A 26,275-nucleotide genomic window follows, 5' to 3' on the forward strand; every position below is an offset into this window, starting at 1 on the left:
TAGCGTAGTGTTCTATGAGTTCCCTAAATGAAGCCGTTAGGCTAGATAAATGGCTATGGGCCGCAAGATTTTACAAAACCCGCTCCATCGCGCGTAACATGGTCGATGGCGGTAAAGTCCACTATAATGGCCAACGAAGCAAGCCGAGTAAAATCGTTGAAGTGGGCGCTGAAGTCAGACTTCGTCAAGGCAACGAAGAAAAAATCGTGATCATCGAACAAATCTCAGATCAACGCCGAGGCGCTCCCATCGCACAAACCTTATATCGCGAAACCAATGAGAGTATCGCGAAACGTGAGGAACACGCGACTCAACGTAAGCTTAATGCCCACAACCCAAGTCCGGAACGCCGCCCAGATAAAAAGCAGCGCCGAGACATCATTAAGTTCAAACACCAATAAAAGCCGGAATTACCAACGAGGAAAGCACTCCATGGCAAATAATGTTTTAAACCGCTACCTATTCGAAGATCTTTCAGTACGTGGCGAGTTGGTACAATTGGATGAAGCGTACCAACGTGTTATCTCCAGCAAGGAATATCCGGCAGCAATAGAGAAACTGCTGGGTGAGCTACTCGTTTCAACTACTCTTTTAACTGCCACTCTTAAGTTCGAAGGTTCGATCACCATCCAGCTACAAGGCGACGGTCCTGTGTCTCTTGCCGTTATCAACGGTGACCATAACCAACGTGTTCGTGGCGTAGCTCGCTGGGAAGGCGATGTTGCCGATGACGCAAATATTCACGATCTAATGGGTAAGGGCTACCTTGTGATCACCATTGAACCGAAAAACGGCGAGCGTTACCAAGGCGTCGTTGGACTAGAAGGTGACACTTTAGCAGAAGTGCTAGAAGGCTACTTTGCAAACTCAGAGCAGTTAAAAACGCGCCTATGGATCCGCACTGGTGAGCATGAAGGCAAAGCACACGCAGCAGGTATGTTGATTCAAGTGATCCCTGACGGCACTGGCTCTCCAGATGATTTCGAACATCTAGAGCAGCTCACTGACACAGTAAAAGATGAAGAATTGTTTGGTTTAGAAGCGAACGAGTTATTGTATCGACTATATAACCAAGACAAAGTACGTCTGTACGAGCCGCAACCTGTCGAGTTCCATTGTGGCTGTTCTCGTGAGCGTAGCGGTGCCGCAATCATCACCGTTGAGAAAGCTGAAATTTATGACATTTTGGCAGAAGTTGGATCAGTTTCTTTACATTGTGATTACTGTGGCACAACTTATACGTTCGACGAATCTGAAGTCACTGAACTGTATGCACAAGCTTCTACAGACAAGAAAACCCTGCATTAATTTACATAGCTTATCAAGCACGTAATTTACCCTACAAAAGGCCAGCTTAATGCTGGCCTTTTTGTGATCAACCCCTCGTAATAACTAGCCTCAAGCGTAATAAAACAACTGCTTAATTTTAAACAATTAATAATGATTTTGCCCTAGCGCAAAGGATTGCGTGCACGATAGACTATTCCCACCAATATGTGACGGGTTACCTAAAACCTTATTGAAATCATGGGTAAATTTTGAGCTATCTCCCTGTTTTCTCCCCGCCCCGTTGCTAGCATGGTGAGCAGATTAAAATTAAAACATTCTTACAAAATCCCTACAAAATCCTTATAAGGAGCACCTATGACCGTTATGGAACATACTAAGGCTGCAACACTTGATCTAACCAAGCACGGACTGCATAACGTAAAAGAGGTTATTCGCAACCCAAGCTACGAAATGTTGTTTGAGGAAGAAACGCGTGAAGACCTAACCGGTTATGAGCGCGGCGTGGTTACTGAACTAGGTGCGGTTGCCGTTGACACTGGCATCTTTACTGGTCGCTCACCAAAAGATAAATACATCGTCAAAGACGCTACGACAGAAGAACATATGTGGTGGACGTCTGATCAAGTGAAAAATGATAACAAGCCAATCACTCCTGAAGTGTGGGACGAGCTAAAAGAACTGGTCACAAACCAGCTTTCTAACAAACGCTTGTTTGTTGTTGACGGTTACTGTGGTGCAAACCCAGATACACGTTTGAGCATTCGTGTTATCACAGAAGTCGCATGGCAAGCGCACTTCGTTAAAAACATGTTTATTCGCCCGACGGAAGAAGAGTTAGCGACATTTGAACCAGACTTCGTAGTAATGAATGGCGCAAAATGCACTAATCCAAAATGGGAAGAGCAAGGCCTGAACTCAGAAAACTTCACCGTATTTAACCTAACTGAGCGCATGCAACTTATCGGTGGTACTTGGTACGGTGGTGAAATGAAGAAAGGTATGTTCGCGATGATGAACTACTTCCTTCCACTAAAAGACATCGCATCAATGCACTGTAGCGCTAACATGGGCAAAGATGGCGATGTAGCGGTATTCTTCGGTCTATCTGGTACGGGTAAAACGACCCTGTCGACTGATCCTAAACGTGCGCTAATTGGTGATGATGAGCACGGCTGGGATGATGACGGTGTCTTCAACTTCGAAGGTGGTTGTTACGCAAAAACCATCAAACTTTCTAAAGAAGCGGAGCCGGACATCTACAACGCAATTCGTCGTGATGCACTGCTAGAAAACGTAACAGTACGTGGCGATGGATCTATCGATTTTGATGATGGTTCGAAAACAGAAAACACACGTGTTTCTTACCCTATCTACCATATCGATAATATCGTTAAGCCAGTATCAAAAGGCGGTCACGCGAATAAAGTAATCTTCCTATCAGCCGATGCATTTGGCGTACTGCCTCCAGTATCTAAATTGACACCTGAGCAAACTAAGTACCACTTCCTGTCTGGCTTTACCGCCAAACTAGCGGGAACAGAGCGCGGTATTACTGAGCCAACACCAACTTTCTCTGCTTGTTTCGGCGCGGCGTTCCTAACGCTCCACCCAACAAAATACGCGGAAGTACTGGTAAAACGCATGGAAGCAGCGGGCGCTGAGGCTTACCTAGTGAATACTGGTTGGAACGGCACTGGCAAACGTATCTCTATTCAAGATACACGCGGAATTATTGATGCCATTCTTGATGGTTCGATTGAAGAAGCACCAACTAAGCACATTCCAATCTTCAACCTTGAAGTACCAACGTCACTACCAGGTGTGGAACCTAGCATTCTAGACCCTCGCGACACGTACGTTGACCCACTTCAGTGGGAAAGCAAAGCGAAAGATTTAGCAGCGCGCTTTATCAATAACTTTGATAAGTACACAGACAACGCTGAAGGTAAATCTCTGGTTGCGGCTGGTCCTCAGATTGATTAAATCGAGTAACAGCGACGTCGCGTAAACGCAGTGAAAAGTTGGCATTAACTTATCACCTTTACGTAGGCCAAGTTACAAAAATTGCTTCAAGCCCCTCTTTTGAGGGGCTTTTTATTGAATACCACAGAATATTGATACAAGCTAAAGCCTATCTAGTTTTATTTCATAACACACGTAGGTTCTAGCAAAGATGAAAACAGCGCGTCGAGTTCTACTTCTGTTACTGGTTATCTTAGTTGCCATTCCAGCCGCTACGATTGCGCTGCTAACAACATCTTACGCGGACGCAACCTGGCGCTTGCTGTCAAACACCTTTTCTCTTCCCTTCCGGGCCGGAAGCGTGCGTTATGACTTTCCCTATCACCTAACTTTACAACGCGTGAACACCAGCGGAGACGATGCGTCTTACATCGAGCAAGTCGATTTATGGATGAATCCCGATGTTTATCGCGATGGTAAATGGATCGTTGATAGTTTATTGATTGATGGTATGAGCTTGCAGTATGGCGCACCAAAGCTCCCAGCTTTAGAGAACGTATTATTCCATCAAATCGCGCTCAAAAATATTGATTACGCCGACGAGCATTTCTCTGCCAATGGCATTGATCTTCAAATTCAATCACCACAATGGAGTGATCAATTAATACCATATGGCGAAGTTCAACTTGCGGCCGACCAACTCTATTGGAATGGCGAAGCCTTTAATCAAGTTTTAGTCGATATAGACTACAAACCGCAAGACAGTACGCTTTATGGCACCTCTTTTAACTGGCGTAACAGTCAAATATCTGGGCAAGGGGAGCAGTATCCTCAAGGTTGGTCTTTAGTAAATGTGACCATCAACAAGCTGAAACTGAGTAATACGCAGCGCCAATCACTGCTTGCAAAACCTTGGCACGATCTACCATTTAACATTAATCATATTAATAGCTTAGATTTGCTTAACGCCGATATTGAATGGGGCGACTGGCACTGGCAGAACTTGGATCTTTCTGTGGAAAACGCCACACTGCCACTGTCTCTCTGGAAGACAAAAGCTCAAGTGTCATTGCAGGCGGATAGCGTTCGATTCCAGCAGCAAACCGCAATAGAGCCACGTTTGAGTGCCGCTATCGAGCCAGGAGTAATCCAGCTCAACGAGCTCAGCTTAGATTGGCAGCAAGGTCGAGTGCAAGTTTCTGGATTGTTCACGCCAACACAATGGAAGCTCAAAGAAGCCTCTATTCAAGGCCTCAAGTGGGCAACACAGCCAGAAGACAACCTAAATTGGTGGCACGCCGCCACCAGCGAGTTAGAGCATGTTGCAATCGAACGACTCGACATTGAGCGCAGCCAAATTATCCAGCTATCTCACGAACCTTATTGGCAACTTTCCGGTTTAAATATCGAAGGGCAACAGCTTGATATTAAACAGTCTGCTCAACGTTGGGGCCTTTGGCAAGGCGAATTGGAAGTCAGCGTTGTCAACGCCAGCTATGACCAAATACTCACGTCTCACGCAGCACTTGCCATGCAAAGCAAAGATGGCTTTTGGCAATTGACTCGCCTTTTTGCGCCACTCGAGCAAGGCTACGTAGAAGGCATCGGACAAATAGATTTGAGTACCCCGAGCCAACCTTGGGCGCTCAACGTCAATGCTGATGGTATTCCCTTATCGCTCTTCCACGATTATTTTTTACCCGACACACTGGCTATTGATGGTTTTTCCGATCTCAGCCTCGATCTACAAGGGTTATCAGGTGATCGCAACATGCTGGCCTACAGCTTATCGGGTGAAGTGGAAGCCAATCTCCGAGATACCCGCTTGAAGTCCCAAGCGGATCATTCGCTCAAAGCCATTACCTTAAGTCCACTGCGTTTAAGCGCGCAACGAGGGGAAGTTGCCATAACGCCGGTCACCATCTCAGGAAAAGCCATAAGTGGTAAGGTTTGGGGAACATTTGATATGGCCAACAACCCGCTAAGTGGCATTACTTATCAATTGGAAGAGTCGTGCGGAAACATTGAAGGCGATCTACTAAGTGGCGAAACCCACCGTAATGAGTGCGTGAACGCATCAAAACTGGCCGAGCCTACTGATATTGAGACTCCACAGAAAAATGAACCTTCCATCGAGCAGCCAATCGTAATTGATAACATCAATTTGGAGACTCAAGAGGAAGAGCTTTACGAAGAAGTTATCGAAGAAGATGAAGTACCCGACACGAATTCCGCAGCAGAACAAACCCTCTCACCGACAGAGCAAGAAGGTGAAACAGATAAGCGCCCAGCAGATCAGTCGGCGCTTACCCCATCAGCAACTGAGTAACTGCGAGTAGTTCGGTATCAGCATATAGGTACCGACAAAATCAACAGCTGGCGTGTCACCACTATAAATCACTACGTGAATAACGATGCGTGCTTTGCGTCCCGACTCCAATCGGTCTAGGTCACCACTGATCCCATCCAACGAAGTACTCGCCACGGGGTTTTGTTCGACTGGTTGACGATAGCGAATCGAGCTGTCGGCCAACACAATATCACCGTGCAGCCCACGCTCTTTAAGCAGCAGCCACGTCATCCCCCACCCTGTCAGGGTTGCTAAGGTAAAAGCTGACCCAGCGAACATGGTGTTATGCGGATTAAGGTTAGGATTAAGCTGCGCACAGCATTCAAACTGGTAACCCGTGTACTGGTTAATTTTGATCCCCATTTTGTCGCTAATTGGGATTTGTTGCTCCCAGCGCTGTTGAAGCTCAGTACACCATTCAGGGCGACGTAACACATTGGCCATCGGATCCAGTTGCTTCACCATTTGCTGATGGCGCACAGGGCCACGCTCATCGGTCAGCTCACCTCGACGCTCAAAGCCATTTTTTTCATAAAAGGCGATGGCATCTTCACGGGCATTACACACCAAGCGTTTCGCTCCTTCCTGGCGTGCTAACGACTCTAGTGCAACCAAAACCAGCGAACCCATCCCTTTGCTACGGCGATTATTTTTAACCGCCATATAGCGGATCTGGCCATCATTGTCCGGCGTAATGTATAAACGGCCAATCGCCATAGGACGACCTCGACCATCAACAATCATGCGGTGATGACTCATTTCGTCGTATTCATCGCGCTCTGAGCCGATCGGCATACGCCATGGCTCACGAAGCAGTTGCCAGCGAAACTGATAATACTTGTTTATCTGATTATCGGTTTTGGGAGTAATGAGTTTGAACATATCAATCCTTTGAAAGCACAACACTAATCAGTGTCGGAAAAATTACTCCAAGCCAATTCCATGAGCTTGGAGTTAAAGCTTAGACTATGGCGCCTGTGTTACCAGATTAGACCTGCAACCAAAACGTCACAGGACCGTCATTCACCAAGGACACTTTCATATCGGCAGCGAAGCGGCCACGCTGTGTGGGTAAGACTTCTTCACACAAGTCAGAAAAGTAATCATACAAGCGCTCTGCATCAACAGGATGCGCACCGCGAGAAAAGCCAGCTCGCGTGCCTTTTTTTGTATCCGCAGGCAGCGTAAATTGAGAAACCACCAGCACTTTACCTTCCACCTGTTTAACGTTCAGGTTCATCTTGCCTTCGTCATCTTCGAACACACGGTAGGTTGCAACACGCTCCATTAAACGCTTTGCTTTAGCTTCATCGTCGTCCTTCTCTACGCCCAATAAGACCAGCAGACCACGATCAATTTCTCCTACGACTTCACCATCCACGCGGACGGCTGCTTCACTGACTCGTTGAATTAGCGCTATCACTACTCTCGCTTCCTTCATCTGTTAACTGAGATTCAGCGGTCGAGTGTATCATGTCTAAATCTTCACTCCAGTGCTCTCGCTCACCAAGCGCAGCCGTAACTTCCGCCCCCAATAACACGATCATCCAGCATAAATACACCCAAACAAATAAGATAGGAATCGCCGCTAACGCGCCGTAGATGAGCTGATAAGACGGAAACTGAGTGATGTAAAGCGCAAAGCCTTTTTTACTCAACTCGAACAGTATCGCGGCGACTGCTGCCCCCATGGCACCATGAGCGAGGTGTACTTTTTTATTCGGCACTAGAATATACAAGCCAAGAAAAGCAAAAAAGGACAGCAACAACGGTAGCCAACGCAGAAATAAATTAAACGCACCAGATAATGTCTCGTTCTCTAAAATTTGCAGCGAAGTCACGTACGACGTCGCCGCAATACTCGCACCGACCATGATCGGCCCTAACGTGAGTACCATCCAATACATAGAGAATGAAAAGACTAAACGGCGCTTGTCTTTAACTCGCCAAATGTAGTTTAAGTTCTTATCAATGTTGGAAATCAGCATGACCGCTGCGATGAATAAAAAACCACCGCCAACCGCGCTCATTTTGCCCGTATTCGCCACAAATTCCTGTAATGCCGTATGTACAGCTTCTCCAGAAGCTGGCACAAAATTCTCAATAATGTAGCCTTGCAGCACCTCACCAACGTTCGCAAAAACGGGAAATTTCGACAATATTGATAACAATACCGTCAGCATTGGCACGATGGATAACAAGGTAATGTAGGCAAGATAGCCCGCGTTCACATTCACACGGTCATGCGTTAATCGCTTAAGAAGATACTTAAAAAACGCGACGCAACTTGGCAGTAGATTGATTAATCTCGCCTTGTAACTCTCTGATAACTGGTTCATAGTTCATCCCATAATTAGCGCCGAGGACATAAGAATGCCTTATTTATTAGCAATTGTACTATCAATTTTCACTTTAACAGGGTGTCAATCTGCTTATTACTCAGCAATGGAGCAGGTTGGGTATCATAAACGAGATATTATGGTCGACCGCGTCGAAGATGCCAAAGAATCTCAACAAGATGCACAAGAAGAATTCACCAGTGCACTTGAAGCCTTGTCTGCGATCACCAACTTTGATGGTGGTGAGCTAGAAAATGTCTACAACAACATCAATGACAAATACGAAGATAGCGAAAAAGCGGCTCAAGACGTACGTGACCGTATTGCTGCGATTGAAGACGTATCCGGCGCACTGTTTGATGAGTGGCAAGATGAGCTAGAGCTGTACTCGAGTGCGAAACTGCGTCGTTCAAGCGAGCAAAAACTACGTGAAACCAAAGCCTCGTACAAAACCATGCTTAGCGCTATGAAGCGTGCAGAGAAAAAGATGACACCGGTACTGGATACGCTACGTGACAACACGTTGTACTTAAAACACAACCTTAACGCCAGTGCGATTGGTTCTTTGCAAGGTGAGTTCTCTAGCTTAGAGAAAGACATTCAGTTTGCGATCAAACAAATGAACGAAGCGATTGCAGAGTCCGATAAATTCCTACAAAAGCTCAATCAAAAGTAAATGATTTAGACCTCCTCCTAGTGAGGAGGTTTTAGTCGGCGACCTCACCGAGTAAACCGATGACTCTTCGAACAAAGCCTACCCTCTCTGGTACAGTTCCCCATGGCACTTCTACCACTTCATAACCCAACTCAGTATAGACACTCACTAACGACTGATGAATCTCCAATGCTTCTTCAAAGCTGTGCGGACGCACTTCATCTTGTACGTAAATGGATGCTTCAGGTCGACAAGTAAACACCTGACTATGGTACCCAGCGCTTTCGGTTAAGAAAGCTTGGTCAACCTTACAGCCGCCCACTTGTAGGTATGCAATGATGTCGGGGATGGCGCGATCAACAAACGCAACATCATGACAACGCGCATCACTCTTTTGTTTGTCCATCAACCCAAGGCATAACTTGGCAAACTCAGGTAAATTCGTCCACGGCAAAATACCATTTTCTAACTGGCTTTGCTGCTCAATCAAGTCGCGAGACCCTTCAGGAAACGTGGCATAACCACACGCGTCTAGCGCATTCAGCAGTGTTGTTTTTCCCGCACCAGGCCCACCGGTGATAATAATCGGGTTCATATTCAACTCCAGAAAACAAAAAGCCCCGAGCATAACTCGAGGCTTCTTCTTAATTGAATCGCTTAACGAAAATTATTTCGCGCCACGAGAAGCACGCTTACGGTCGCTTTCCGTTAGGAACTTCTTACGGATACGGATGCTTTCAGGCGTTACTTCTACTAGCTCGTCGTCATCGATGAATTCTAGTGCTTGCTCAAGAGTCATCTTGATAGGCGGAGTAAGAACCTGTGCGTCATCTGTACCAGATGCACGAACGTTGGTTAGCTGCTTACCTTTCAGTGCGTTTACCGTTAGGTCGTTGTCACGGCTGTGAATACCGATAACCATACCTTCGTAAACTTCAACACCGTGACCGATAAATAGACGACCACGCTCTTGAAGGTTGAACAGTGCGTTAGTTAGCGCTTTACCCATCGCGTTCGCGATTAGTACACCGTTTACACGTTGACCGATGTTACCGCCTTTGTGAGGGCCGTAGTGATCAAACGTATGGTAAAGAAGACCTGAACCTGAAGTCAGTGTCATGAATTCCGTTTGGAAACCGATCAGACCACGTGATGGCATAACGAAGTCCATACGCACACGACCTTTACCGTCTGGAGACATGTCTTTCAGCTCACCTTTACGTAGGCCGATGTTCTCCATGATGCCGCCTTGGTGCTCTTCCATTACGTCGATAGTTACCGTTTCGAACGGTTCCATCAACTGACCATCTTCTTCTTTGATGATTACTTCTGGACGAGATACTGCTAGCTCGAAGCCTTCACGACGCATGTTTTCGATCAGGATAGAAAGGTGAAGTTCACCACGACCTGACACGCGGAATTTATCTGGATCGTCTGTTTGCTCAACGCGTAGTGCAACGTTGTGTACCAGTTCCTTCTCAAGACGCTCAAGGATGTTACGTGACGTTACGAACTTACCTTCTTTACCCGCGAATGGAGACGTGTTTACTTGGAATGTCATCGTTACTGTTGGTTCATCAACAGACAATGGTGGTAATGCTTCTACTGCGTTTTGTGCACAGATAGTGTCAGAAATTTTCAGCTCGCCAAGACCAGTGATTGCGATGATATCACCCGCGTTAGCTTGTTCCACTTCGTGACGCTCTAGGCCAAGGTAGCCCATTACTGTACCCACTTTACCGTTGCGAGTTTTACCATCAGCACCAATAATGGTTACCTGCTGGTTTGGTTTAACGCTACCACGAGTTACGCGAGCCACGCCGATAACACCAACGTAAGAGCTGTAGTCTAGCTGAGAAACTTGCATCTGTAGTGGACCATCAAGGTCAACATTTGGCGCGTCAACAACATCAACGATAGTTTGGAATAGTGGTTCCATGTTCTCGCCAGTTTCGCCTTCTTCTAGAGAAGCCCAACCATTAAGTGCTGATGCGTAAACTACTTTAAAGTCTAGCTGGTCATCAGTTGCACCTAGGTTGTCGAACAGGTCGAACACTTGGTCCATAACCCAATCAGGACGTGCGCCAGGGCGGTCAATCTTGTTGATTACAACGATTGGTTTTAGACCGTGAGCAAACGCTTTTTGTGTTACGAAACGCGTTTGAGGCATTGGACCATCAACTGCGTCAACGATAAGTAGTACAGAGTCTACCATCGACATGATACGCTCAACTTCACCACCGAAGTCCGCGTGTCCCGGAGTATCTACGATGTTGATACGGTAATCGTTCCAGTCGATTGCTGTGTTTTTAGCAAGAATGGTAATACCGCGCTCTTTCTCGATGTCGTTCGAGTCCATGACTCGCTCTTCAGCTTCACCGCGAGACTCAAGCGTGCCTGATTGTTGTAGCAGCTTGTCAACCAACGTGGTTTTACCGTGGTCAACGTGCGCGATGATCGCGATATTTCTTAATTTATCAATCTGTGGAGTAGCCATGGATATTGATTCACTTAGATAGATGAAATGCCCCCACGCTGAGAACGGGTGCTCTCTGGCGACATTTGCTGATTAAAAAAACGGCCATAATGTACCAGATTTTAGCAAAAAGCCTAGAAATATGTGATCTACTCCCGAGCATTTCTGCGATTTTTACGCTTAATGCCCATTTTCTTCCTCAGAACGAATTGATTAAACGCAACTTTATTCTAATCGATGCATAATTCAAATTGACTCTTGCTCAAAAACTGGGCTGAATACGCAATGTACCTGTCACATTATGGTGCAACAATGATTTTTGGCACCATAATAGTGCAAGCAAAGATCATTTTGGTGCAAGCAAGTGCACCAAACTAGCATTCAAAAACACAATTGCTTGAAATTAATGGAATATTTTTTTTGGCACGGTTTTGGCTTTAGTTAAAACAGCATCGATTAATGAAAAGTCAAATTGATTAATCAATGCCAGGTTTCATGAATAATTCATAAATCGAGCTTTTACCGCTTATTAACACTGGAGGTTATCCAAGATGTCAGTAGAAAACGTTCTATCGCTGATCCAAGAAAACGAAGTTAAGTTTGTTGACCTACGCTTCACTGATACAAAAGGTAAAGAGCAGCACATTTCGATCCCTGCTCACCAAATCGACGCAGACTTCTTCGAAGAAGGTAAAATGTTCGATGGTTCATCAGTTGCTGGCTGGAAAGGTATCAACGAATCAGACATGGTAATGATGCCTGACGCATCTTCTGCTGTGCTTGACCCATTCACGGAAGACGCAACACTAAATATCCGTTGTGACATCTTAGAGCCTGCAACAATGCAAGGCTACGACCGTGACCCACGCTCTATCGCAAAACGCGCTGAAGACTTCATGCGTTCTACAGGTGTTGCAGATACTGTACTTATCGGTCCTGAGCCAGAATTTTTCCTATTTGATGACGTGAAGTTCTCGACGGACATGTCAGGCTCTTTCTTCAAGATCGACGACGTAGAAGCGGCATGGAACACAGGTTCTGACTACGAAGAAGGTAACAAAGGTCACCGTCCAGGCGTTAAAGGTGGTTACTTCCCAGTAGCTCCAGTAGATTCATCTCAAGACATCCGTTCTGCTATGTGTCTAGTAATGGAAGAAATGGGTCTTGTTGTTGAAGCGCACCACCACGAAGTGGCAACGGCGGGTCAAAACGAAATCGCAACTCGTTTCAACACGCTAACAACCAAAGCTGACGAAATCCAAATCTACAAGTACGTTGTACACAACGTTGCTCACGCGTTTGGTAAAACAGCGACGTTTATGCCTAAACCACTTGTTGGCGACAACGGCAGCGGTATGCACGTTCACCAGTCTCTAGCAAAAGATGGCGTAAACCTATTTGCTGGTGACAAGTACGGCGGTCTATCTGAAATGGCGCTTTACTACATCGGTGGTATCATCAAACACGCTCGTGCAATCAACGCATTCGCTAACCCATCAACAAACTCGTACAAACGTCTTGTACCAGGCTTCGAAGCACCAGTAATGCTAGCTTACTCAGCGCGTAACCGCTCTGCTTCAATCCGTATCCCAGTGGTACCAAGCCCGAAAGCACGTCGTATCGAAGTTCGTTTCGGTGACCCAGCGGCGAACCCATACCTATGTTTCGCAGCAATGCTTATGGCTGGTCTTGACGGTATCAAGAATAAGATCCACCCAGGCGAAGCGATGGATAAAGACCTTTACGATCTTCCAGCTGAAGAAGCAGCAGAAATCCCAACTGTTGCATACTCACTAAAAGACGCGCTAGCAGAGCTAGATGCTGATCGTGAGTTCTTAACAGCGGGCGGCGTATTCTCTGACGACTTCATCGATTCATACATCGACCTTAAGTCTCAGGACGTAGAGCGTGTAAACATGACAACTCACCCTGTTGAGTTCGAACTTTACTACTCTGTGTAAGGTCGACACTGTGTAAAATGTAAACACAGCAATAAAATATTAGGCTCGCCTCGCAGGCGGGCCTTTTTTGTATTCGCCACTCAAGCTTCGACGTTTAACATAAGAGGATAATAAAAATACGCTTAGAATTTTTCCTTACAGGTCAAAGAGCTAAGCCATTGAAACGTGAAATCATCGAACAAGAGAAGGTGAGCAATGAAAGTTCAGCTTATTCCATCACTGTGTGCACTCAGCGGATTGTTAATCGCCTCTACCGCCTTCGCGCAGGTCGCGTATACGTGGGTAGATGAAAATGGCGTGGTTCACTTTAGTGATACGCCAAACAAAGGAGCAAAAGCGATCGCACTGCCAAACCTTGAAGCCAGCGCACCAGCTCCTGAGGTAGAAAGTACTGAATCGCTCGCACCTCAGACTACGCCATCTACTGCATCACAAAACAAGCCAGAGAAAACAACCGAGAAGCCTCTTCCATTACAACTTTCAATGCAGACCCCCAAGCACAACGAGACCATCCGTAACAATCGAGGCATCATCAATATTCAATTAGAAACCAATCGCAAGCTTGGTATCGGTGAGCAATTGCAATTGTTACTCGATGGAAAACCCTATGGTGCACCACAAAACCATATAGTGTGGCAGTTAAACAATATTGACCGAGGCACTCACACACTTGCTGTGCACGCGAAAAGAAGCGGCAAGCTTATTGCATCTACTAGCCCTATAACGGTGCATTTACATAGAGCAAGTGTTAAGCCGACCGTAAAAGGGGCAAAATAGAATATCTGGTGAAAAAAAATCACATCACAGCGGTGCTTTTCACTTTTTCTTCTAAGATTTATTCGCCATACTTAACGTTCAATTGCACCATTATTGTGCATCGCACAATCTTAAAGCAAAACAAGGACGTAATGTGGATACCAGTCTTCCTAGTGCCATTCTCAACAATATGGTGACAGCAACGCTGATTCTTGATGATGGATTGGCCATCCGTTATGCCAATCCGGCTGCCGAATTGCTGTTTTCTCAAAGCGCTAAACGAATTATTGAACAATCACTTTCTCAATTGATTCAGCATGCGTCGCTGGATCTCGCGCTGCTCACTCAACCGTTGCAAAGTGGCCAAAGCATCACCGACAGTGACGTCACTTTCGTTGTTGATGGCCGCCCTTTAATGCTAGAGGTGACGGTTAGCCCTATCACTTGGCAAAAGCAGTTGATGCTTCTGGTCGAGATGCGCAAAATTGATCAGCAGCGCCGACTCTCTCAAGAACTGAACCAACACGCCCAACAACAAGCAGCGAAGCTGTTAGTCCGAGGGCTTGCACATGAGATTAAAAATCCGCTTGGCGGCTTACGCGGTGCGGCGCAATTGTTAGAAAAAATGCTGCCAGAGCCCTCTCTCACCGAATATACACACATCATCATTGAGCAAGCAGACCGTTTAAGGGCGCTCGTGGATCGATTACTAGGACCTCAGAAGCCAGGTAAGAAGACACAAGAGAATCTGCACCAAATTCTTGAAAAGGTTCGCCAACTGGTTGAATTAGAGTCACAACGCTCAATCATCATTGAACGAGATTATGACCCAAGCTTGCCAGAGATTTTGATGGATACAGACCAAATCGAGCAGGCAATGCTTAATATCGTCAGTAACGCCGCACAAATTCTTAGCCATCAAGAGCACGGGAACATAACCATTCGCACCAGAACGGTGCATCAAGCCAATATTCACGGCAAACGCTGTAAACTCGCTGCTCGTGTCGAAATCACAGACAACGGCCCAGGTATTCCACCGGAACTACAAGACACGCTGTTCTATCCCATGGTCAGTGGCCGCGAGGGAGGAACTGGATTAGGGCTATCTATTTCGCAAAATTTGATCGACCAGCACAATGGAAAAATAGACGTAGAAAGCTGGCCTGGTCACACAACATTTACTATTTATCTGCCGATCTGAGTGCGCTAATGGACTTCAAGTCGCGTCAGTTTTTCGGTTTGCTGCAAGGATTACTACATGAGTAAAGGATATGTTTGGGTCGTTGATGACGACAGTTCAATTCGCTGGGTAATGGAGAAAACGCTCTCCTCTGCCAACATCAAATGTGAAACCTATGCCGATGGGGAAAGCGTGTTAATGGCGCTCGAACGCGAAGTGCCGGATGTTCTAGTATCAGACATTCGCATGCCAGGTATTGATGGGTTGGAGCTACTAAAGCAAGTACAGCGCGATTACCCAGACCTTCCCGTGATTATCATGACCGCGCATTCAGATTTAGATGCGGCAGTGAATGCGTACCAAAAAGGTGCTTTTGAATATTTACCAAAACCTTTTGATATTGATGAAACTTTAACTCTGGTTGAACGAGCCATTGCACACAGCCACGAAAACAAACGCGAGCAGCTCTCTCCAGAAGACATTCCAGCAGAAACGCCTGAAATTATCGGTGAAGCACCAGCGATGCAAGAGGTGTTTCGCGCCATTGGTCGTCTTTCTCGCTCCTCTATTTCAGTCTTGATTAACGGTGAATCGGGCACGGGTAAAGAACTCGTTGCTCATGCACTGCACCGTCACAGTCCACGTGCTAACAAACCTTTCATTGCGCTCAATATGGCGGCGATTCCCAAAGACTTGATTGAATCAGAACTGTTTGGCCACGAAAAAGGCGCGTTTACGGGGGCAAACAATGTTCGTCAAGGACGATTCGAACAAGCCAATGGCGGCACTCTATTTTTAGACGAAATCGGCGACATGCCATTGGACATTCAAACTCGTTTGCTACGCGTTCTAGCTGACGGGCAGTTTTATCGAGTGGGCGGTCACTCTCCGATCAGTGTCGATGTACGAATTGTCGCGGCAACACACCAGAACTTAGAAAAGCTGGTGCAAGAAGGTGACTTCCGTGAGGACCTCTTTCATCGCTTAAACGTGATTCGCGTGCAGATCCCGGCACTGCGTGAGCGTAAGCAAGACATTGAAAAGCTTACACAGCATTTTCTTATCCGTGCGGCTGATGAGCTTGGTGTGGAAACAAAAACTCTCCACCCATCGACCGTGGAGATTCTTAACCGCCTTGATTGGCCTGGCAACGTTCGTCAATTAGAGAATATTTGCCGTTGGTTAACCGTTATGGCCAGTGGTAGCGAAGTGTTACCAAATGACTTGCCAAGCGAACTACTCGAAGAGAAAAAATCCATTTCAGACTCTGCACATGGTAGTTGGCAAGAACAATTGGCGGATTGGGCACGGCATTCACTCGCAGCAGGAGATAAAGAACTACTTTCTTACGCTTTACCAGAATTTGAACGCATTTTATTAGAAGCAGCCTTAGAGCACACTAAAGGTCATAAGCAAGATGCCGCTAAAGTATTAGGCTGGGGGCGAAATACACTCACCAGAAAATTAAAAGAATTGTACTGACAATCACTTACGTGGTGCGTTAACAACGAGCGTCGTTTGTCACTCGATATTAATAAAAACATCAGTACAATTGTGGCGCACCACTATCTATGTGATTAGGCGATGTCTACTGCTACGACTCAAATTACACTGCGTACTGCTGTTCTGATTCCATTTGTCATGATCTTCTTACTGGCGATCGGTGTCATTGTCTACGTCCAAAAACAAAGTTACGAAGAAGTGGTCACGGATATCAGTGACAAGCAACTTTCCGTGTTAACCGAAAGTGTCCACGACCACCTCAATAGCTATCTACGTAAGCCTTTTACTGCGGTTATGGCTCTCGCGCACAACGTCAGCTATCACAACCTTTATCGCCCTCACGATACCTCAGACATTCAAAACTACCTGCTAAGTGCATTCAAAAATCTTTACCAATCGATACCGCAGTTGGATGTAATCGCATTTGGTTCAGAAAACGGCGACTTTGCAGGCTTTCGCCGCGAACTTTCCGACGATTACACCTTAATGGTGCAAGATCGCCACACCGATGGTGATCTGGTTATTTATGGAACCAACCATGTGAGTAACAACATTCGAACGGTTATCTCCCAATACGATCCTCGCACTCGCCCATGGTATAAGCCCGTTGCGGAGAGCCAAAACGCCACTTGGTCTGAAATTTATACCAACGCTGATGAACGCCAGGATATTACGCTATCAGCCATGACGCCGGTGTACAAACACGACCAATTTGCTGGTGTTTTGGTGACAGACATTCGTATCAATACATTCAACGAATTCCTGCGCGAGTTAAAATACAACACTAAAGCGTCGGTCTACATCATGGACCCAGATCATCGTTTAATCGCTCACTCAGGCCCGGGAAGCGTCATCTCATGGGGCACAAAATTTTCGGATAAAGGGCAGCGTTTGCTTGCCGCTGAAAACGCAGACCCGATCATCAAAATCAGTGCGAGCCGCGTCCGGTCTTTCGATCTCAACAACACCAAGCAACCTTATACTTTTTCATTTGAACATGATGGCCAACGTATTTTCAGTCGGCTAACCCCGTATCGAGACCAAGACGGCTTAACATGGTTTATCGGCACCTCCATTTCGGAGTCTGAGCTTCTCGGCCTGTTACCGAAAAGCCAGCAAGAGAGTTGGCTCGTTGGCATTATTGTAAGCCTATTTGGGATCGCCATCAGTTGGATCATTTTCAACCGAGTTACCAGACCAATTAACGCGACGGCCGCCGCCGCTCAGCACCTGGCAAATGGGGATTGGGATAGCGGCATGCCAAAGCCTGGTTATGTGTATGAGACAACCGTACTGGTTCATGCTTTTAATGAAATGGCGAACAATCTAAGAGCTTCATTCAAAGCATTGCGTGAACAGTTGGTTTATGACTCTCTAACACGCTTATATAGCCGTCAGGGTTTGGTCGAAATCTGTGAAAATCAGTCTGATCTTTGTCACGGCAGTTTATTTTTACTTGGCATCAACAAATTTAGAGATATCAACGACAGTGTGGGTCATCACAACGGCGACCAGTTGTTGGTCAGCATCGCTGAAAGGCTAAAACAGCAGTTTCGTGACAACGCATTATTGGCTCGGATTGGTGGTGATGAGTTCGCGGTGTTTCTCTCAAATGTCGACACTGAAACCAAAATTAAACAAACCGAACGTCGATTACAGCAACTCTTTTCCACCCCATTTATGGTGGAAGGCGAGAATGTAGTGATGAAGATTTCACTTGGTATTGTACAAACCCAGCCAAACGAAACCATGCCTTTATGGTTACGCAACGCCAGCATCGCATTAAGTTACGCTAAACAAGACTCACTGACTGGTGTTTGTCACTACAGCCCAGAACTAGCGAGCGCTTCAAAGTTTCGTACGCAAATGCTGACCAAGATCCAAACTGGCATTGAAAACCGAGAGTTTATTCCTCATTACCAACCGATTGTGGATCTCGTCAGTGGCACAGTGTGTGGCGCCGAAGCACTGGCGCGTTGGCATAGCGACTCAGGTATGGTGTCACCATTAGATTTTATTCCAATCGCGGAAGAAAGCGGCATGATCAAAGCCATCGGCCAACAGATTCTGTTACAAGCTTGTCGCGACACTTACCAAGCGATCGAAAGCAAACAGTGGCCGTCGGACTTCCAACTGCATGTGAATATCTCCGTTAATCAACTATCTTGCCCAAGTTTTGTCGATACGGTGATAAGCGTATTGGATATCACGAAATTACCAGCAAGTAACCTCACACTAGAGATCACAGAATCACGCATCATTGATAGCGCACCGACCACACTAGAAAATATGACTAAACTGCGTGAAATGGGTATTGGTATCGCGATAGATGACTTTGGCACCGGCTACTCATCACTGGGTTACCTCCACTCTCTGCCGTTTACCTGCTTGAAGATTGATCGCACCTTCATCAATCAACTCACACAAGAAAACTTAAACAGTTCAGTCGTCGCTGCCGTCATCAATATCACAGCAGGTCTCAAAACTAATGTCGTCGCGGAAGGTGTCGAGGATAGCAATCAAGCACAATTACTGCGCTCTTTAGGCTGTAATCAGGTGCAAGGCTTCTACTACAGCCGCCCTATGCCACTAGAAGAATGGCCAACACATTTGGTGAACATGAAATAGAAAAGAGCCAGAATCGTTGATTTCCTAGTCATCCTCTACTGACAATCTACCCAACTGTTATTTATACTTAACTGCAAATCTTACCCATGTATTGTCACAGATGATGTTTGGGCCCTGTTCCAGTTCATAACTATCCGGATCGACAAAATGATAACGAAGAACCTTCCTCTAACTGATTTGCACCGTCACCTCGACGGTAACATTCGTACTAAAACGATTCTTGAGCTAGGCCAAAAGTTTGGCATTGCCCTACCAGCGTACGATATTGAGTCTCTCACTCCTCACGTTCAAATTGTCGAAGCGGAACCCTCTCTTGTTGCTTTCCTTTCTAAGCTCGACTGGGGTGTTGCGGTACTGGGCGATCTAGATGCGTGTCGTCGTGTCGCATACGAAAACGTAGAAGACGCGCTAAATGCACAAATCGATTACGCTGAGCTGCGTTTCTCTCCTTACTACATGGCGATGAAACACAAGCTACCAGTAGCGGGGGTTGTTGAAGCCGTCGTGGACGGTGTGCAAGCGGGTATGCGCGATTTTGGCGTGAAAGCCAACCTGATCGGTATCATGAGTCGTACATTTGGTACTGACGCATGTCAAGAAGAACTGGACGGCATTCTGAGCCAGAAAGATCACATCGTTGCCGTCGACCTTGCGGGTGACGAGCTAGGCCAACCGGGTGATCGCTTTGTGTCTCACTTCAAGCAAGTACGCGATGCTGGCCTTGGGGTAACGGTCCATGCTGGTGAAGCAGCAGGTGCAGAGAGCATGTGGCAAGCAATCAATGAGCTGGGCGCAACTCGTATCGGTCACGGCGTAAAAGCGATTCACGATCCAAAACTGATGGATTACCTAGCAGAAAACCGCATTGGTATTGAATCTTGCCTGACGTCAAACTACCAAACAAGTACGGTAGAAACGCTAGAAAACCACCCTCTCAAGCAGTTCCTAGAGCATGGCGTTCTTGCGTGTTTGAACACTGACGATCCAGCGATTGAAGGCATCGAACTGCCATACGAATACGAAGTAGCGGCACCAGCCGCTGGCCTGAGCCAAGACCAGATTCGCCAAGCGCAAATCAATGGCCTTGAGATTGCGTTCCTTTCAGAAGCAGAAAAATCGGAACTGAGAGAAAAAGTAAAAGATCGCGCTTAAATCCAGCGAAAACATAAAAAAATGCCAGCATCTGCTGGCATTTTTTATATCTTGAATCTGTATCTCTGATTAAATAACACGAGAGAATTGTTGCTGACGTGCCTTTGCTCGCAGGTACTTATCGAAGCTCATACAAATATTACGGATCAGCAAACGACCTCGCAGCGTCACACGAATTTCATTGTCATCCACTTCCACCAGCTCATCGTTGATGAAGGTCTGAAGTAGCTGTAAGTCTTCTTTAAAGTACTGATCAAACTTCACTTTAAACTCAGACTCAATGGCTTTCTTGTCTAACTTGAAGTTACAAATCAGCTGCTTAATCACTTCACGACGGAGCAAATCATCGGAGTCCAGAGAGACCCCTTTCCATAGAGCGTGACGAAGTTCGTTGACTTGAGCGTAGTATTTCTTCAGCTCTTTCTGGTTTTGCGCGTAAGCATCGCCGATCATCGAGATTGCAGAAACACCAAAGCCAACCAAGTCACATTCACCTTGTGTGGTGTAGCCTTGGAAATTGCGATGCAAAATACCTTCGCGCTGGGCAACAGCAAGTTCATCGTCCGGCAAAGCAAAGTGGTCCATACCGATAAATTGGTAGCCAGCACCAGTCAGTGTCGCGATGGTGTCTTGCAGAATCGCCATCTTCTCCTCTGCTTTTGGCAGGTCTTCGTCTTTAATCTTACGCTGCGCTGCAAATAGCTGTGGCATGTGCGCGTAGTTAAACACGGATAGACGGGCCGGCTGCATCTCTAGCACTTGTTCTAGAGTCTTGGCAAAAGATTCTTTGGTCTGCTTCGGTAAACCGTAAATCAAATCTAGGTTCGTCGAACGAAAGCCTAACTCTTTTGCGCGCGCAACCATCGCAACGATGAACTCTTCATCTTGCTCACGATTCACCAGTTTTTGCACTTCTTTGTTGAAGTCCTGCACACCGATGCTCAAGCGATTGAAGCCTTCACTACGCAGATGATCCAGCATGGTCAGCTCGATTTCACGCGGGTCAACCTCGATACTGATTTCAGCATCGCTACTAAAAGTAAACTCTTGGCGTAGCAGGCTCATTACACGCGTGATTTGCTTTTCAGAGAGAAACGTCGGTGTACCACCACCAAAATGCAATTGCGTCACAGTGCGACCAACAAGTAATGCAGCACGTTGACGAATTTCGTGTTCAAGCACGTCGAGGTATTCATCCGCTTTGTGCGAGTGGCGTGTAATGACTTTATTACATCCACAGTAGTAACAAAGCTTGTGACAGAACGGAATGTGTACGTACAGCGATAATGGGCGTTCTGGGTATTGAGTGCATGCCATATCATAATCAGAAATGGTGAACGCTTCATGAAACTCCAGCGCCGTTGGGTACGACGTATAACGAGGCCCGGAATAGTTGTACTTATCCAATACCGCTTGATCCCAGACGATTTGCTGTTTCGATTCAGTGTGTTGATTCGACATGGTGGTACTTTCCGTTAAATGCTAGGGCAACGAAAGCCGTCACCCGATATTCAGAGCCGCTATTTTGCCATACGACGATGACAAGCGTGGCAACGCCGACTGGCTTTTTAAGTATAAAACTAAAGAAGTGCTAGCGTGATCACGATACCCCCATTAGCCATAAGGAGACTATTGGAGGTCGCGCTTAAATCATCTGAATATTGATTTGATTATTCAGTGGCTGGACGTTTTTCTGCAACACTTTGAGCTCCTCAATAATCGCATCAGTGAGGCGGCTTTCCGCTTTATGACGCGTCAAGTTCTGTTGCATACGCTCTTTCTTGGCAAGTTGTTGGCGTTCTTCGCCACGCGCCATATCTTTCACGATGTGGTAAAGCTCAGAAATCGCAGGGTACGTTTTATCGAAATCAACGCGGTCTTCACCTTGTACATAATCCATGATGTTATACACACGGATACTGATTTCAGATAAATCGCACTGGCCTTGAATGCCCGCCTGACACAAGGTATGCACATTCTCAAAAATGTTGGCGTTACGTTTGTCTATCGCCAATTTTTGATGCTTCAGCTGCAATTCCTTTTGCTTTTTCAATTGAAGCAGAAGGTAACCTGCATAAGAAGCGAGTGCGATGATAATCACAACACCAGCAATAGCTAATAAGGTTACATTCATAGCTTAATTATCCTTTATAGTCGTCGAAATTAATGTCGTCGAAATCTGCCAGCAAGTCATCATCGTTGCGCGTGCTTTTCTCAGCAGGTGCAGTGAAGTCTTCCTCTTCTTCAGGTTCCAACAAGCCTAGTTGGTCCATTAGCTTCTCAATGCGATCGAGTTTCTCATCGACGAATTTCTGTAGACCTGTGCCCAGGTTTTCACCCGCTTCAATACGGTCTAGCAACACGTTCAATTGCGCGTCATTTTCTAGCATCTCTAGTTCTTGCTCTGCCGACAAACGACGCTCTTGCTTCGTCATTTTCTTCGCAGGTTCAACAATCAGAGGTATTTTCTTTTTGCTGCCTAAGCGCGGGTCGCGATTTTGTGCAGCAGCTTGCTTTTTCTGCTCGTTAACTTCTGAGTTACGGTTACCCGTTTTCAGACCTTTACGCTTTTTAGCACGCTTGCGTAAGCGGCCTTCCACATCAGATTCTGTACGGTTACGAGTTACAACAAACTCAGGTGCACCAGCGGCACCCGGTTTTCTAGATTTTTTACTACGGCTCATTACTGGGGTTTCCTCAGTAAAATTACATCATTACCAATAAATTCGAGTTCGAGCTTATCCCGCTCTGCTAGGAACTGGAACGTGTCACGACTAAAGAACACTACGTGAGTGAGATCGTTCTTATAATGCCATGATTTGAAAGCCTCCACGTCGATGACCATTTTCGTCATCAGGCCTATCCAGCCCCCTGGCTTAACTAAATTCAACCATTGCTTCCACACCAAATCTGGGTGGTAGAGGTGCTCTATCACCTCTGTTGCTGTCATGAAGTCGTACGTTTTTTCTAAAACCGACGTATCAGGGTGGTAGTAGAGATCGTACAACGCCATGTTGTGCCCCGCCTCTTCCAGCATCAAGGAGAGCGTTGGACCAGGACCACAACCAAAGTCGATACCATTTGATTGTGGAGAAATTCGCTCTGTGATCGGGTCAGCAATACGCGACAAAAAGCGTCGGTAACCCAAATCATCGGGGTTGTTCTCATGCAAATCATAGTGAGCTTTTTCGCTTTCCGCATCCAAACGTTGGTCTGGATTTACGAATACCAAGCTGCACTGCTCACATTGAAGATATTCACGACGCTTATCTTCAAAATAATGGTGAGTGCGCTGATTTTGGCATAAAGGACAGGTATGCATGCTGACTTCCTCAAACAGGGATGCGAAACATACCAGAAAGTGAACTCGGATTGGAGTGTTGTTGAGTATTTTTTCAGCAATTTTTGTTAAAAAACTTTGTTTACAACCTATAAAGCTAAAGTAAGTGCTGTAATCTCAATTCAAGTTACGACTGAGCAAGTCAACGGATATAAAAAAAGCGACAGTCAGACTGTCGCTTTCTAAGTGCCATCAATTGGCGAAACTGTGTTGCACACATTTCGTGCACCAATGATCCCTTTGTTTTTAGAGCTTTCCCTGCCAAAAAGAGTTGTTTTTCATCTTCCTGATGAGTTTTGGCTATCCGTTTACTTCCTGTCTACTGAGCAACTTCCTGTGCCTGATCCGTTTCACTGTCTTAACCGTCAGACGAGATGACCATCCTTATCTGATAGGCTCCCTACCTATCTAAATCCCTTTCTAAATCACCAAGCATCCGAGCTACATCCTTGGAGACCTAAACCGTGGTCTTAAATCCTTACATTCACTCCCTGTGAACGACTTCTACTTTACGCCATCCCGTTATGCTCACAAGTAATGGGTTGAAAAAATAATCCGCCTATTTTTCTAAAAAATCAAAATTATCATTTAATCAAAAACTTAAAAACACTAACAAGAAAAAGCCAACATCAAGTATGGCAAATGTCTCACAAACTGCCGAGCCAACTATCGCTTTCGTATCCAAACTCGACTGTGATATCTGTCACGAACAAAAATGCCCTAGTGGATTCACTAGGGCATTTTTGTACAAGTTGCTCGAACGATGTAGGGACATCTACCCAACCAGCTCAAGATGCAGGATCTTGAGCGATTTAGGTATATTAGTGCAGACCGCCAACGTATTTAGACAGCACTTCGATATCTTCGTCTGTCATTTTCTTCGCGATGTCGCGCATCATGGCATTCATATCATTGCCACGGTCGCCATCACGGAATTTTTCTAGCTGAGCTTTGATGTAGTCAGCATGCTGACCAGAAATTTTCGGGAAACCTGAAAGCTCAGTACCATTGCCACGAGGACCATGACATGCAATACATGCGGTTAGGCCACGCTCGGCATCACCAGCGGTATAAAGCGTTTTGCCTTTTGCTACTACATCTTCAGGTGTTGAGTTTTCTGAAACTGGTAGCGAAGCGTAGTAAGCAGATAGGTCTGCGATATCTTCATCGCTCAGTGGCATTGCCATACCACTCATTACAGGATCGTAACGACCTTGTTTACCACCACTTGTCATGCCTAGCTTAAGTTCTTTTAACTGCTTCTCAAGATACTTAGCGTGTTGGCCTGCGAGTTTCGGGTACGTTGTTATTGCACTGTTGCCATCTGCTCCGTGACAGGCGACACAGGTTTGTGATTTTGCTTTACCAGCCTCAATATTACCTTGGGCCCATACTGAGCAACTGGCTAAAAGACTCAAAATTAGCGCTAATTTCTTCATGACATTCCATTATAATTATCAAGCTTCCAGTACCACGGAATGTGAACATACCGCGTACACTCATGGTACAATAGGCGACCTTATGCCGAGCACGGTTATTTTACACATTTTCACAAAAAAGTAATCAATCGACTACACAAAGTCGAGATGGAGTTAACAGTGAGCGTAAAAATTCATTACCAAAATACGCATTTCATCACCAGCGCACCCGATATTCGTCACCTGCCGGAAGACGAAGGTGTCGAAATTGCGTTTGCAGGACGCTCAAACGCTGGTAAATCGAGTGCACTTAACCGTCTAACTAATCAAAAAAGCTTAGCCAAGACATCAAAGACACCTGGTCGTACGCAATTAATCAACCTTTTCAAAGTAGAAGAAGGTTGTCACATTGTCGATCTGCCTGGATACGGTTTTGCTCAAGTACCGGTAGAGATGAAAAACAAATGGCAGAAATCTTTGGGTGAATACCTACAGAAACGCGAGTGCCTAAAAGGCTTAGTAGTTCTAATGGACATTCGTCATCCAATGAAAGATCTCGACCAACAAATGATTTTCTGGGCCATCGATAGCCACATTCCTGTGCAAGTTTTGCTAACCAAAGCAGATAAACTAAAAAGTGGTGCACGCAAACAAACTCTACTGAAAGTTCGTAAGCAAGTAGAAACTTTCGGTGGTGACGTTTCTGTTGATGTGTTCTCTTCACTGAAAGGATTAGGTGTCGATCAGCTACGTGCAAAACTGGATATCTGGTTTGCACCAGCACTAGCGCACCTGATAGAAGAAGACGAACAAGAGACACCTGCGAGCGATGAAGAATAATTAACAATATTTGTTAAATTTCTTCGACACGGCCCTACCATTTGGTGGGGCTTTTGTTTATCTGAACTAAATAACAGGCAATAAAAATCCCCGCCTTCCTGGCAGGGATAACGGGAGAGAAAAATTGGTAATTATTGTTATGTGACGAAGCATTGCTGAACTGAGATTCGATTTCAATAGGTTAAAAAGCGCTCTTGTTTCCTGTGCATCACCAAACATTCACTCGAAAAACACCCAATAGCGTTACAATTCAGACAGTTAAGCCAAGCAAAGCTTCAAAAAGATGTAACTTAGTTTCCTTCAAGAAAAAATAATAGTGTGACTGGCGTAAATTTACAGGATGAATAACGCAATAAATTTGAAGGAAAAATCGAGATTTTGCAGTGACTTAGAAAGGTCAAAAAAGAAGGTTTTTGAAGGCTTAC

The 26,275-nt window shown here is 45.8% G+C and carries 22 protein-coding genes; 12 read left to right on the forward strand and 10 right to left on the reverse strand.

The features are described 5' to 3' along the window. The first annotated feature begins 14 nt into the window (after positions 1-14). From hslR to R7M72_RS07950, 4 genes are all read left to right on the forward strand, one after another. A complete protein-coding gene (gene hslR, locus R7M72_RS07935; RefSeq protein WP_005379292.1) occupies positions 15-401 on the forward strand; it encodes a ribosome-associated heat shock protein Hsp15 in 387 nt (128 codons plus the stop codon). A 31-nt stretch (positions 402-432) separates the two neighbouring features. Beyond that, positions 433-1,308: an Hsp33 family molecular chaperone HslO gene (gene hslO, locus R7M72_RS07940; protein WP_005379290.1), complete on the forward strand. Its 876-nt coding sequence runs from the start codon at positions 433-435 to the stop codon at positions 1,306-1,308. A gap of 336 nt (positions 1,309-1,644) precedes the next feature. Continuing rightward, on the forward strand, positions 1,645-3,273 hold the full coding sequence (gene pckA, locus R7M72_RS07945; protein WP_315956757.1) for a phosphoenolpyruvate carboxykinase (ATP): 1,629 nt from the start codon (positions 1,645-1,647) through the stop codon (positions 3,271-3,273). Between the two features lie 190 nt (positions 3,274-3,463). Beyond that, a complete protein-coding gene (locus R7M72_RS07950) occupies positions 3,464-5,581 on the forward strand; it encodes an AsmA family protein (protein ID WP_318056122.1) in 2,118 nt (705 codons plus the stop codon). Here the strand turns inward: R7M72_RS07950 and R7M72_RS07955 are convergent. The 3 genes from R7M72_RS07955 to R7M72_RS07965 all read right to left on the reverse strand — a co-directional run bounded on the left by R7M72_RS07955 (position 5,567) and on the right by R7M72_RS07965 (position 7,941). After that, positions 5,567-6,484: a bifunctional GNAT family N-acetyltransferase/hotdog fold thioesterase gene (locus tag R7M72_RS07955; protein ID WP_005379283.1), complete on the reverse strand. Its 918-nt coding sequence runs from the start codon at positions 6,482-6,484 to the stop codon at positions 5,567-5,569. The genes R7M72_RS07950 and R7M72_RS07955 overlap by 15 nt on opposite strands. A 106-nt stretch (positions 6,485-6,590) precedes the next feature. Further along, entirely contained in the window at positions 6,591-7,025 is a 435-nt protein-coding gene (gene dtd, locus R7M72_RS07960) for a D-aminoacyl-tRNA deacylase (protein ID WP_258480667.1), read from the reverse strand. Next, complete coding sequence (locus tag R7M72_RS07965) at positions 6,997-7,941, reverse strand: virulence factor BrkB family protein (protein ID WP_005379281.1); 945 nt, start codon at positions 7,939-7,941, stop codon at positions 6,997-6,999. The genes dtd and R7M72_RS07965 overlap by 29 nt, the downstream gene beginning before the upstream one ends. 34 nt (positions 7,942-7,975) lie before the next feature. Here R7M72_RS07965 and R7M72_RS07970 point away from each other — a divergent pair, with 34 nt between their 5' ends. Then, on the forward strand, positions 7,976-8,617 hold the full coding sequence (locus R7M72_RS07970; protein WP_005382972.1) for a DUF2959 domain-containing protein: 642 nt from the start codon (positions 7,976-7,978) through the stop codon (positions 8,615-8,617). A 31-nt stretch (positions 8,618-8,648) separates the two neighbouring features. Here the strand turns inward: R7M72_RS07970 and R7M72_RS07975 are convergent, their stop codons facing one another. Together R7M72_RS07975 and typA are read right to left on the reverse strand one after the other, a co-directional pair. Next, on the reverse strand, positions 8,649-9,191 hold the full coding sequence (locus R7M72_RS07975; RefSeq protein WP_031779018.1) for an AAA family ATPase: 543 nt from the start codon (positions 9,189-9,191) through the stop codon (positions 8,649-8,651). A 72-nt stretch (positions 9,192-9,263) separates the two neighbouring features. Further along, a complete protein-coding gene (gene typA, locus R7M72_RS07980) occupies positions 9,264-11,093 on the reverse strand; it encodes a translational GTPase TypA (RefSeq protein WP_005379276.1) in 1,830 nt (609 codons plus the stop codon). Positions 11,094-11,623: 530 nt separating this feature from the next. Between typA and glnA the strand changes: the two genes are divergently transcribed. The 6 genes from glnA (at position 11,624) to add (ending at position 20,252) form a co-directional block, all read left to right on the forward strand. Then, positions 11,624-13,033, forward strand: a complete 1,410-nt coding sequence (glnA, locus tag R7M72_RS07985) for a glutamate--ammonia ligase (protein ID WP_005379275.1) — start codon at positions 11,624-11,626, stop codon at positions 13,031-13,033. A gap of 195 nt (positions 13,034-13,228) precedes the next feature. Beyond that, positions 13,229-13,810 carry a DUF4124 domain-containing protein gene (locus tag R7M72_RS07990; protein WP_017821939.1) on the forward strand — a complete coding sequence of 194 codons (582 nt, stop codon included), beginning with the start codon at positions 13,229-13,231 and terminating at the stop codon, positions 13,808-13,810. A gap of 133 nt (positions 13,811-13,943) precedes the next feature. Next, positions 13,944-14,990 carry a nitrogen regulation protein NR(II) gene (glnL, locus tag R7M72_RS07995; protein WP_318056123.1) on the forward strand — a complete coding sequence of 349 codons (1,047 nt, stop codon included), beginning with the start codon at positions 13,944-13,946 and terminating at the stop codon, positions 14,988-14,990. A 57-nt stretch (positions 14,991-15,047) separates the two neighbouring features. After that, complete coding sequence (gene glnG, locus R7M72_RS08000; RefSeq protein ID WP_017821941.1) at positions 15,048-16,451, forward strand: nitrogen regulation protein NR(I); 1,404 nt, start codon at positions 15,048-15,050, stop codon at positions 16,449-16,451. A gap of 102 nt (positions 16,452-16,553) precedes the next feature. Next, a complete protein-coding gene (locus R7M72_RS08005) occupies positions 16,554-19,100 on the forward strand; it encodes an EAL domain-containing protein (protein ID WP_315956753.1) in 2,547 nt (848 codons plus the stop codon). A gap of 147 nt (positions 19,101-19,247) precedes the next feature. Next, the gene (add, locus tag R7M72_RS08010; protein ID WP_318056124.1) at positions 19,248-20,252 is read left to right on the forward strand and encodes an adenosine deaminase; all 1,005 of its coding nucleotides are present in this window, start codon (positions 19,248-19,250) and stop codon (positions 20,250-20,252) included. A 69-nt stretch (positions 20,253-20,321) separates the two neighbouring features. Here the strand turns inward: add and hemN are convergent, their stop codons facing one another. The 5 genes from hemN to R7M72_RS08035 form a co-directional block, all read right to left on the reverse strand. Beyond that, the gene (hemN, locus tag R7M72_RS08015) at positions 20,322-21,713 is read right to left on the reverse strand and encodes an oxygen-independent coproporphyrinogen III oxidase (protein ID WP_213905866.1); all 1,392 of its coding nucleotides are present in this window, start codon (positions 21,711-21,713) and stop codon (positions 20,322-20,324) included. Between the two features lie 184 nt (positions 21,714-21,897). After that, entirely contained in the window at positions 21,898-22,386 is a 489-nt protein-coding gene (locus R7M72_RS08020) for a DUF2489 domain-containing protein (protein WP_005379254.1), read from the reverse strand. Between the two features lie 7 nt (positions 22,387-22,393). After that, the gene (gene yihI / locus R7M72_RS08025) at positions 22,394-22,936 is read right to left on the reverse strand and encodes a Der GTPase-activating protein YihI (protein WP_005379252.1); all 543 of its coding nucleotides are present in this window, start codon (positions 22,934-22,936) and stop codon (positions 22,394-22,396) included. Continuing rightward, positions 22,936-23,574 carry a class I SAM-dependent methyltransferase gene (locus R7M72_RS08030; RefSeq protein WP_005379250.1) on the reverse strand — a complete coding sequence of 213 codons (639 nt, stop codon included), beginning with the start codon at positions 23,572-23,574 and terminating at the stop codon, positions 22,936-22,938. Before R7M72_RS08030 ends, yihI begins: the two co-directional genes overlap by 1 nt. 839 nt (positions 23,575-24,413) lie before the next feature. Further along, positions 24,414-25,031 (reverse strand): c-type cytochrome, encoded by a 618-nt coding sequence (locus R7M72_RS08035; RefSeq protein ID WP_005379248.1) that lies wholly within the window; start codon positions 25,029-25,031, stop codon positions 24,414-24,416. 159 nt (positions 25,032-25,190) lie between these two features. Here R7M72_RS08035 and yihA point away from each other — a divergent pair, with 159 nt between their 5' ends. Then, a complete protein-coding gene (yihA, locus tag R7M72_RS08040; RefSeq protein WP_031779017.1) occupies positions 25,191-25,850 on the forward strand; it encodes a ribosome biogenesis GTP-binding protein YihA/YsxC in 660 nt (219 codons plus the stop codon). Positions 25,851-26,275 lie beyond the last annotated feature (425 nt).

Origin of the sequence: Vibrio sp. YT-18, assembly GCF_033337345.1 — a bacterium.
Classification (GTDB): domain Bacteria; phylum Pseudomonadota; class Gammaproteobacteria; order Enterobacterales; family Vibrionaceae; genus Vibrio; species Vibrio alginolyticus.

Excerpts from the sequence above, each read along its gene's own strand:
- glnA (WP_005379275.1), top strand. The coding sequence starts at position 11,624 with ATGTCAGTAGAAAACGTTCTATCGCTGATCCAAGAAAACGAAGTTAAG.
- R7M72_RS08005 (WP_315956753.1), top strand. The coding sequence starts at position 16,554 with ATGTCTACTGCTACGACTCAAATTACACTGCGTACTGCTGTTCTGATT.
- pckA (WP_315956757.1), top strand. The coding sequence starts at position 1,645 with ATGACCGTTATGGAACATACTAAGGCTGCAACACTTGATCTAACCAAG.
- R7M72_RS07990 (WP_017821939.1), top strand. The coding sequence starts at position 13,229 with ATGAAAGTTCAGCTTATTCCATCACTGTGTGCACTCAGCGGATTGTTA.
- R7M72_RS07950 (WP_318056122.1), top strand. The coding sequence starts at position 3,464 with ATGAAAACAGCGCGTCGAGTTCTACTTCTGTTACTGGTTATCTTAGTT.
- R7M72_RS08035 (WP_005379248.1), bottom strand. The coding sequence starts at position 25,031 with ATGAAGAAATTAGCGCTAATTTTGAGTCTTTTAGCCAGTTGCTCAGTA.
- R7M72_RS07965 (WP_005379281.1), bottom strand. The coding sequence starts at position 7,941 with ATGAACCAGTTATCAGAGAGTTACAAGGCGAGATTAATCAATCTACTG.
- R7M72_RS07970 (WP_005382972.1), top strand. The coding sequence starts at position 7,976 with ATGCCTTATTTATTAGCAATTGTACTATCAATTTTCACTTTAACAGGG.
- yihI (WP_005379252.1), bottom strand. The coding sequence starts at position 22,936 with ATGAGCCGTAGTAAAAAATCTAGAAAACCGGGTGCCGCTGGTGCACCT.
- typA (WP_005379276.1), bottom strand. The coding sequence starts at position 11,093 with ATGGCTACTCCACAGATTGATAAATTAAGAAATATCGCGATCATCGCG.
- hemN (WP_213905866.1), bottom strand. The coding sequence starts at position 21,713 with ATGTCGAATCAACACACTGAATCGAAACAGCAAATCGTCTGGGATCAA.
- glnG (WP_017821941.1), top strand. The coding sequence starts at position 15,048 with ATGAGTAAAGGATATGTTTGGGTCGTTGATGACGACAGTTCAATTCGC.
- R7M72_RS08020 (WP_005379254.1), bottom strand. The coding sequence starts at position 22,386 with ATGAATGTAACCTTATTAGCTATTGCTGGTGTTGTGATTATCATCGCA.
- hslO (WP_005379290.1), top strand. The coding sequence starts at position 433 with ATGGCAAATAATGTTTTAAACCGCTACCTATTCGAAGATCTTTCAGTA.
- R7M72_RS07955 (WP_005379283.1), bottom strand. The coding sequence starts at position 6,484 with ATGTTCAAACTCATTACTCCCAAAACCGATAATCAGATAAACAAGTAT.
- R7M72_RS08030 (WP_005379250.1), bottom strand. The coding sequence starts at position 23,574 with ATGCATACCTGTCCTTTATGCCAAAATCAGCGCACTCACCATTATTTT.
- hslR (WP_005379292.1), top strand. The coding sequence starts at position 15 with ATGAGTTCCCTAAATGAAGCCGTTAGGCTAGATAAATGGCTATGGGCC.
- add (WP_318056124.1), top strand. The coding sequence starts at position 19,248 with ATGATAACGAAGAACCTTCCTCTAACTGATTTGCACCGTCACCTCGAC.
- R7M72_RS07975 (WP_031779018.1), bottom strand. The coding sequence starts at position 9,191 with ATGAACCCGATTATTATCACCGGTGGGCCTGGTGCGGGAAAAACAACA.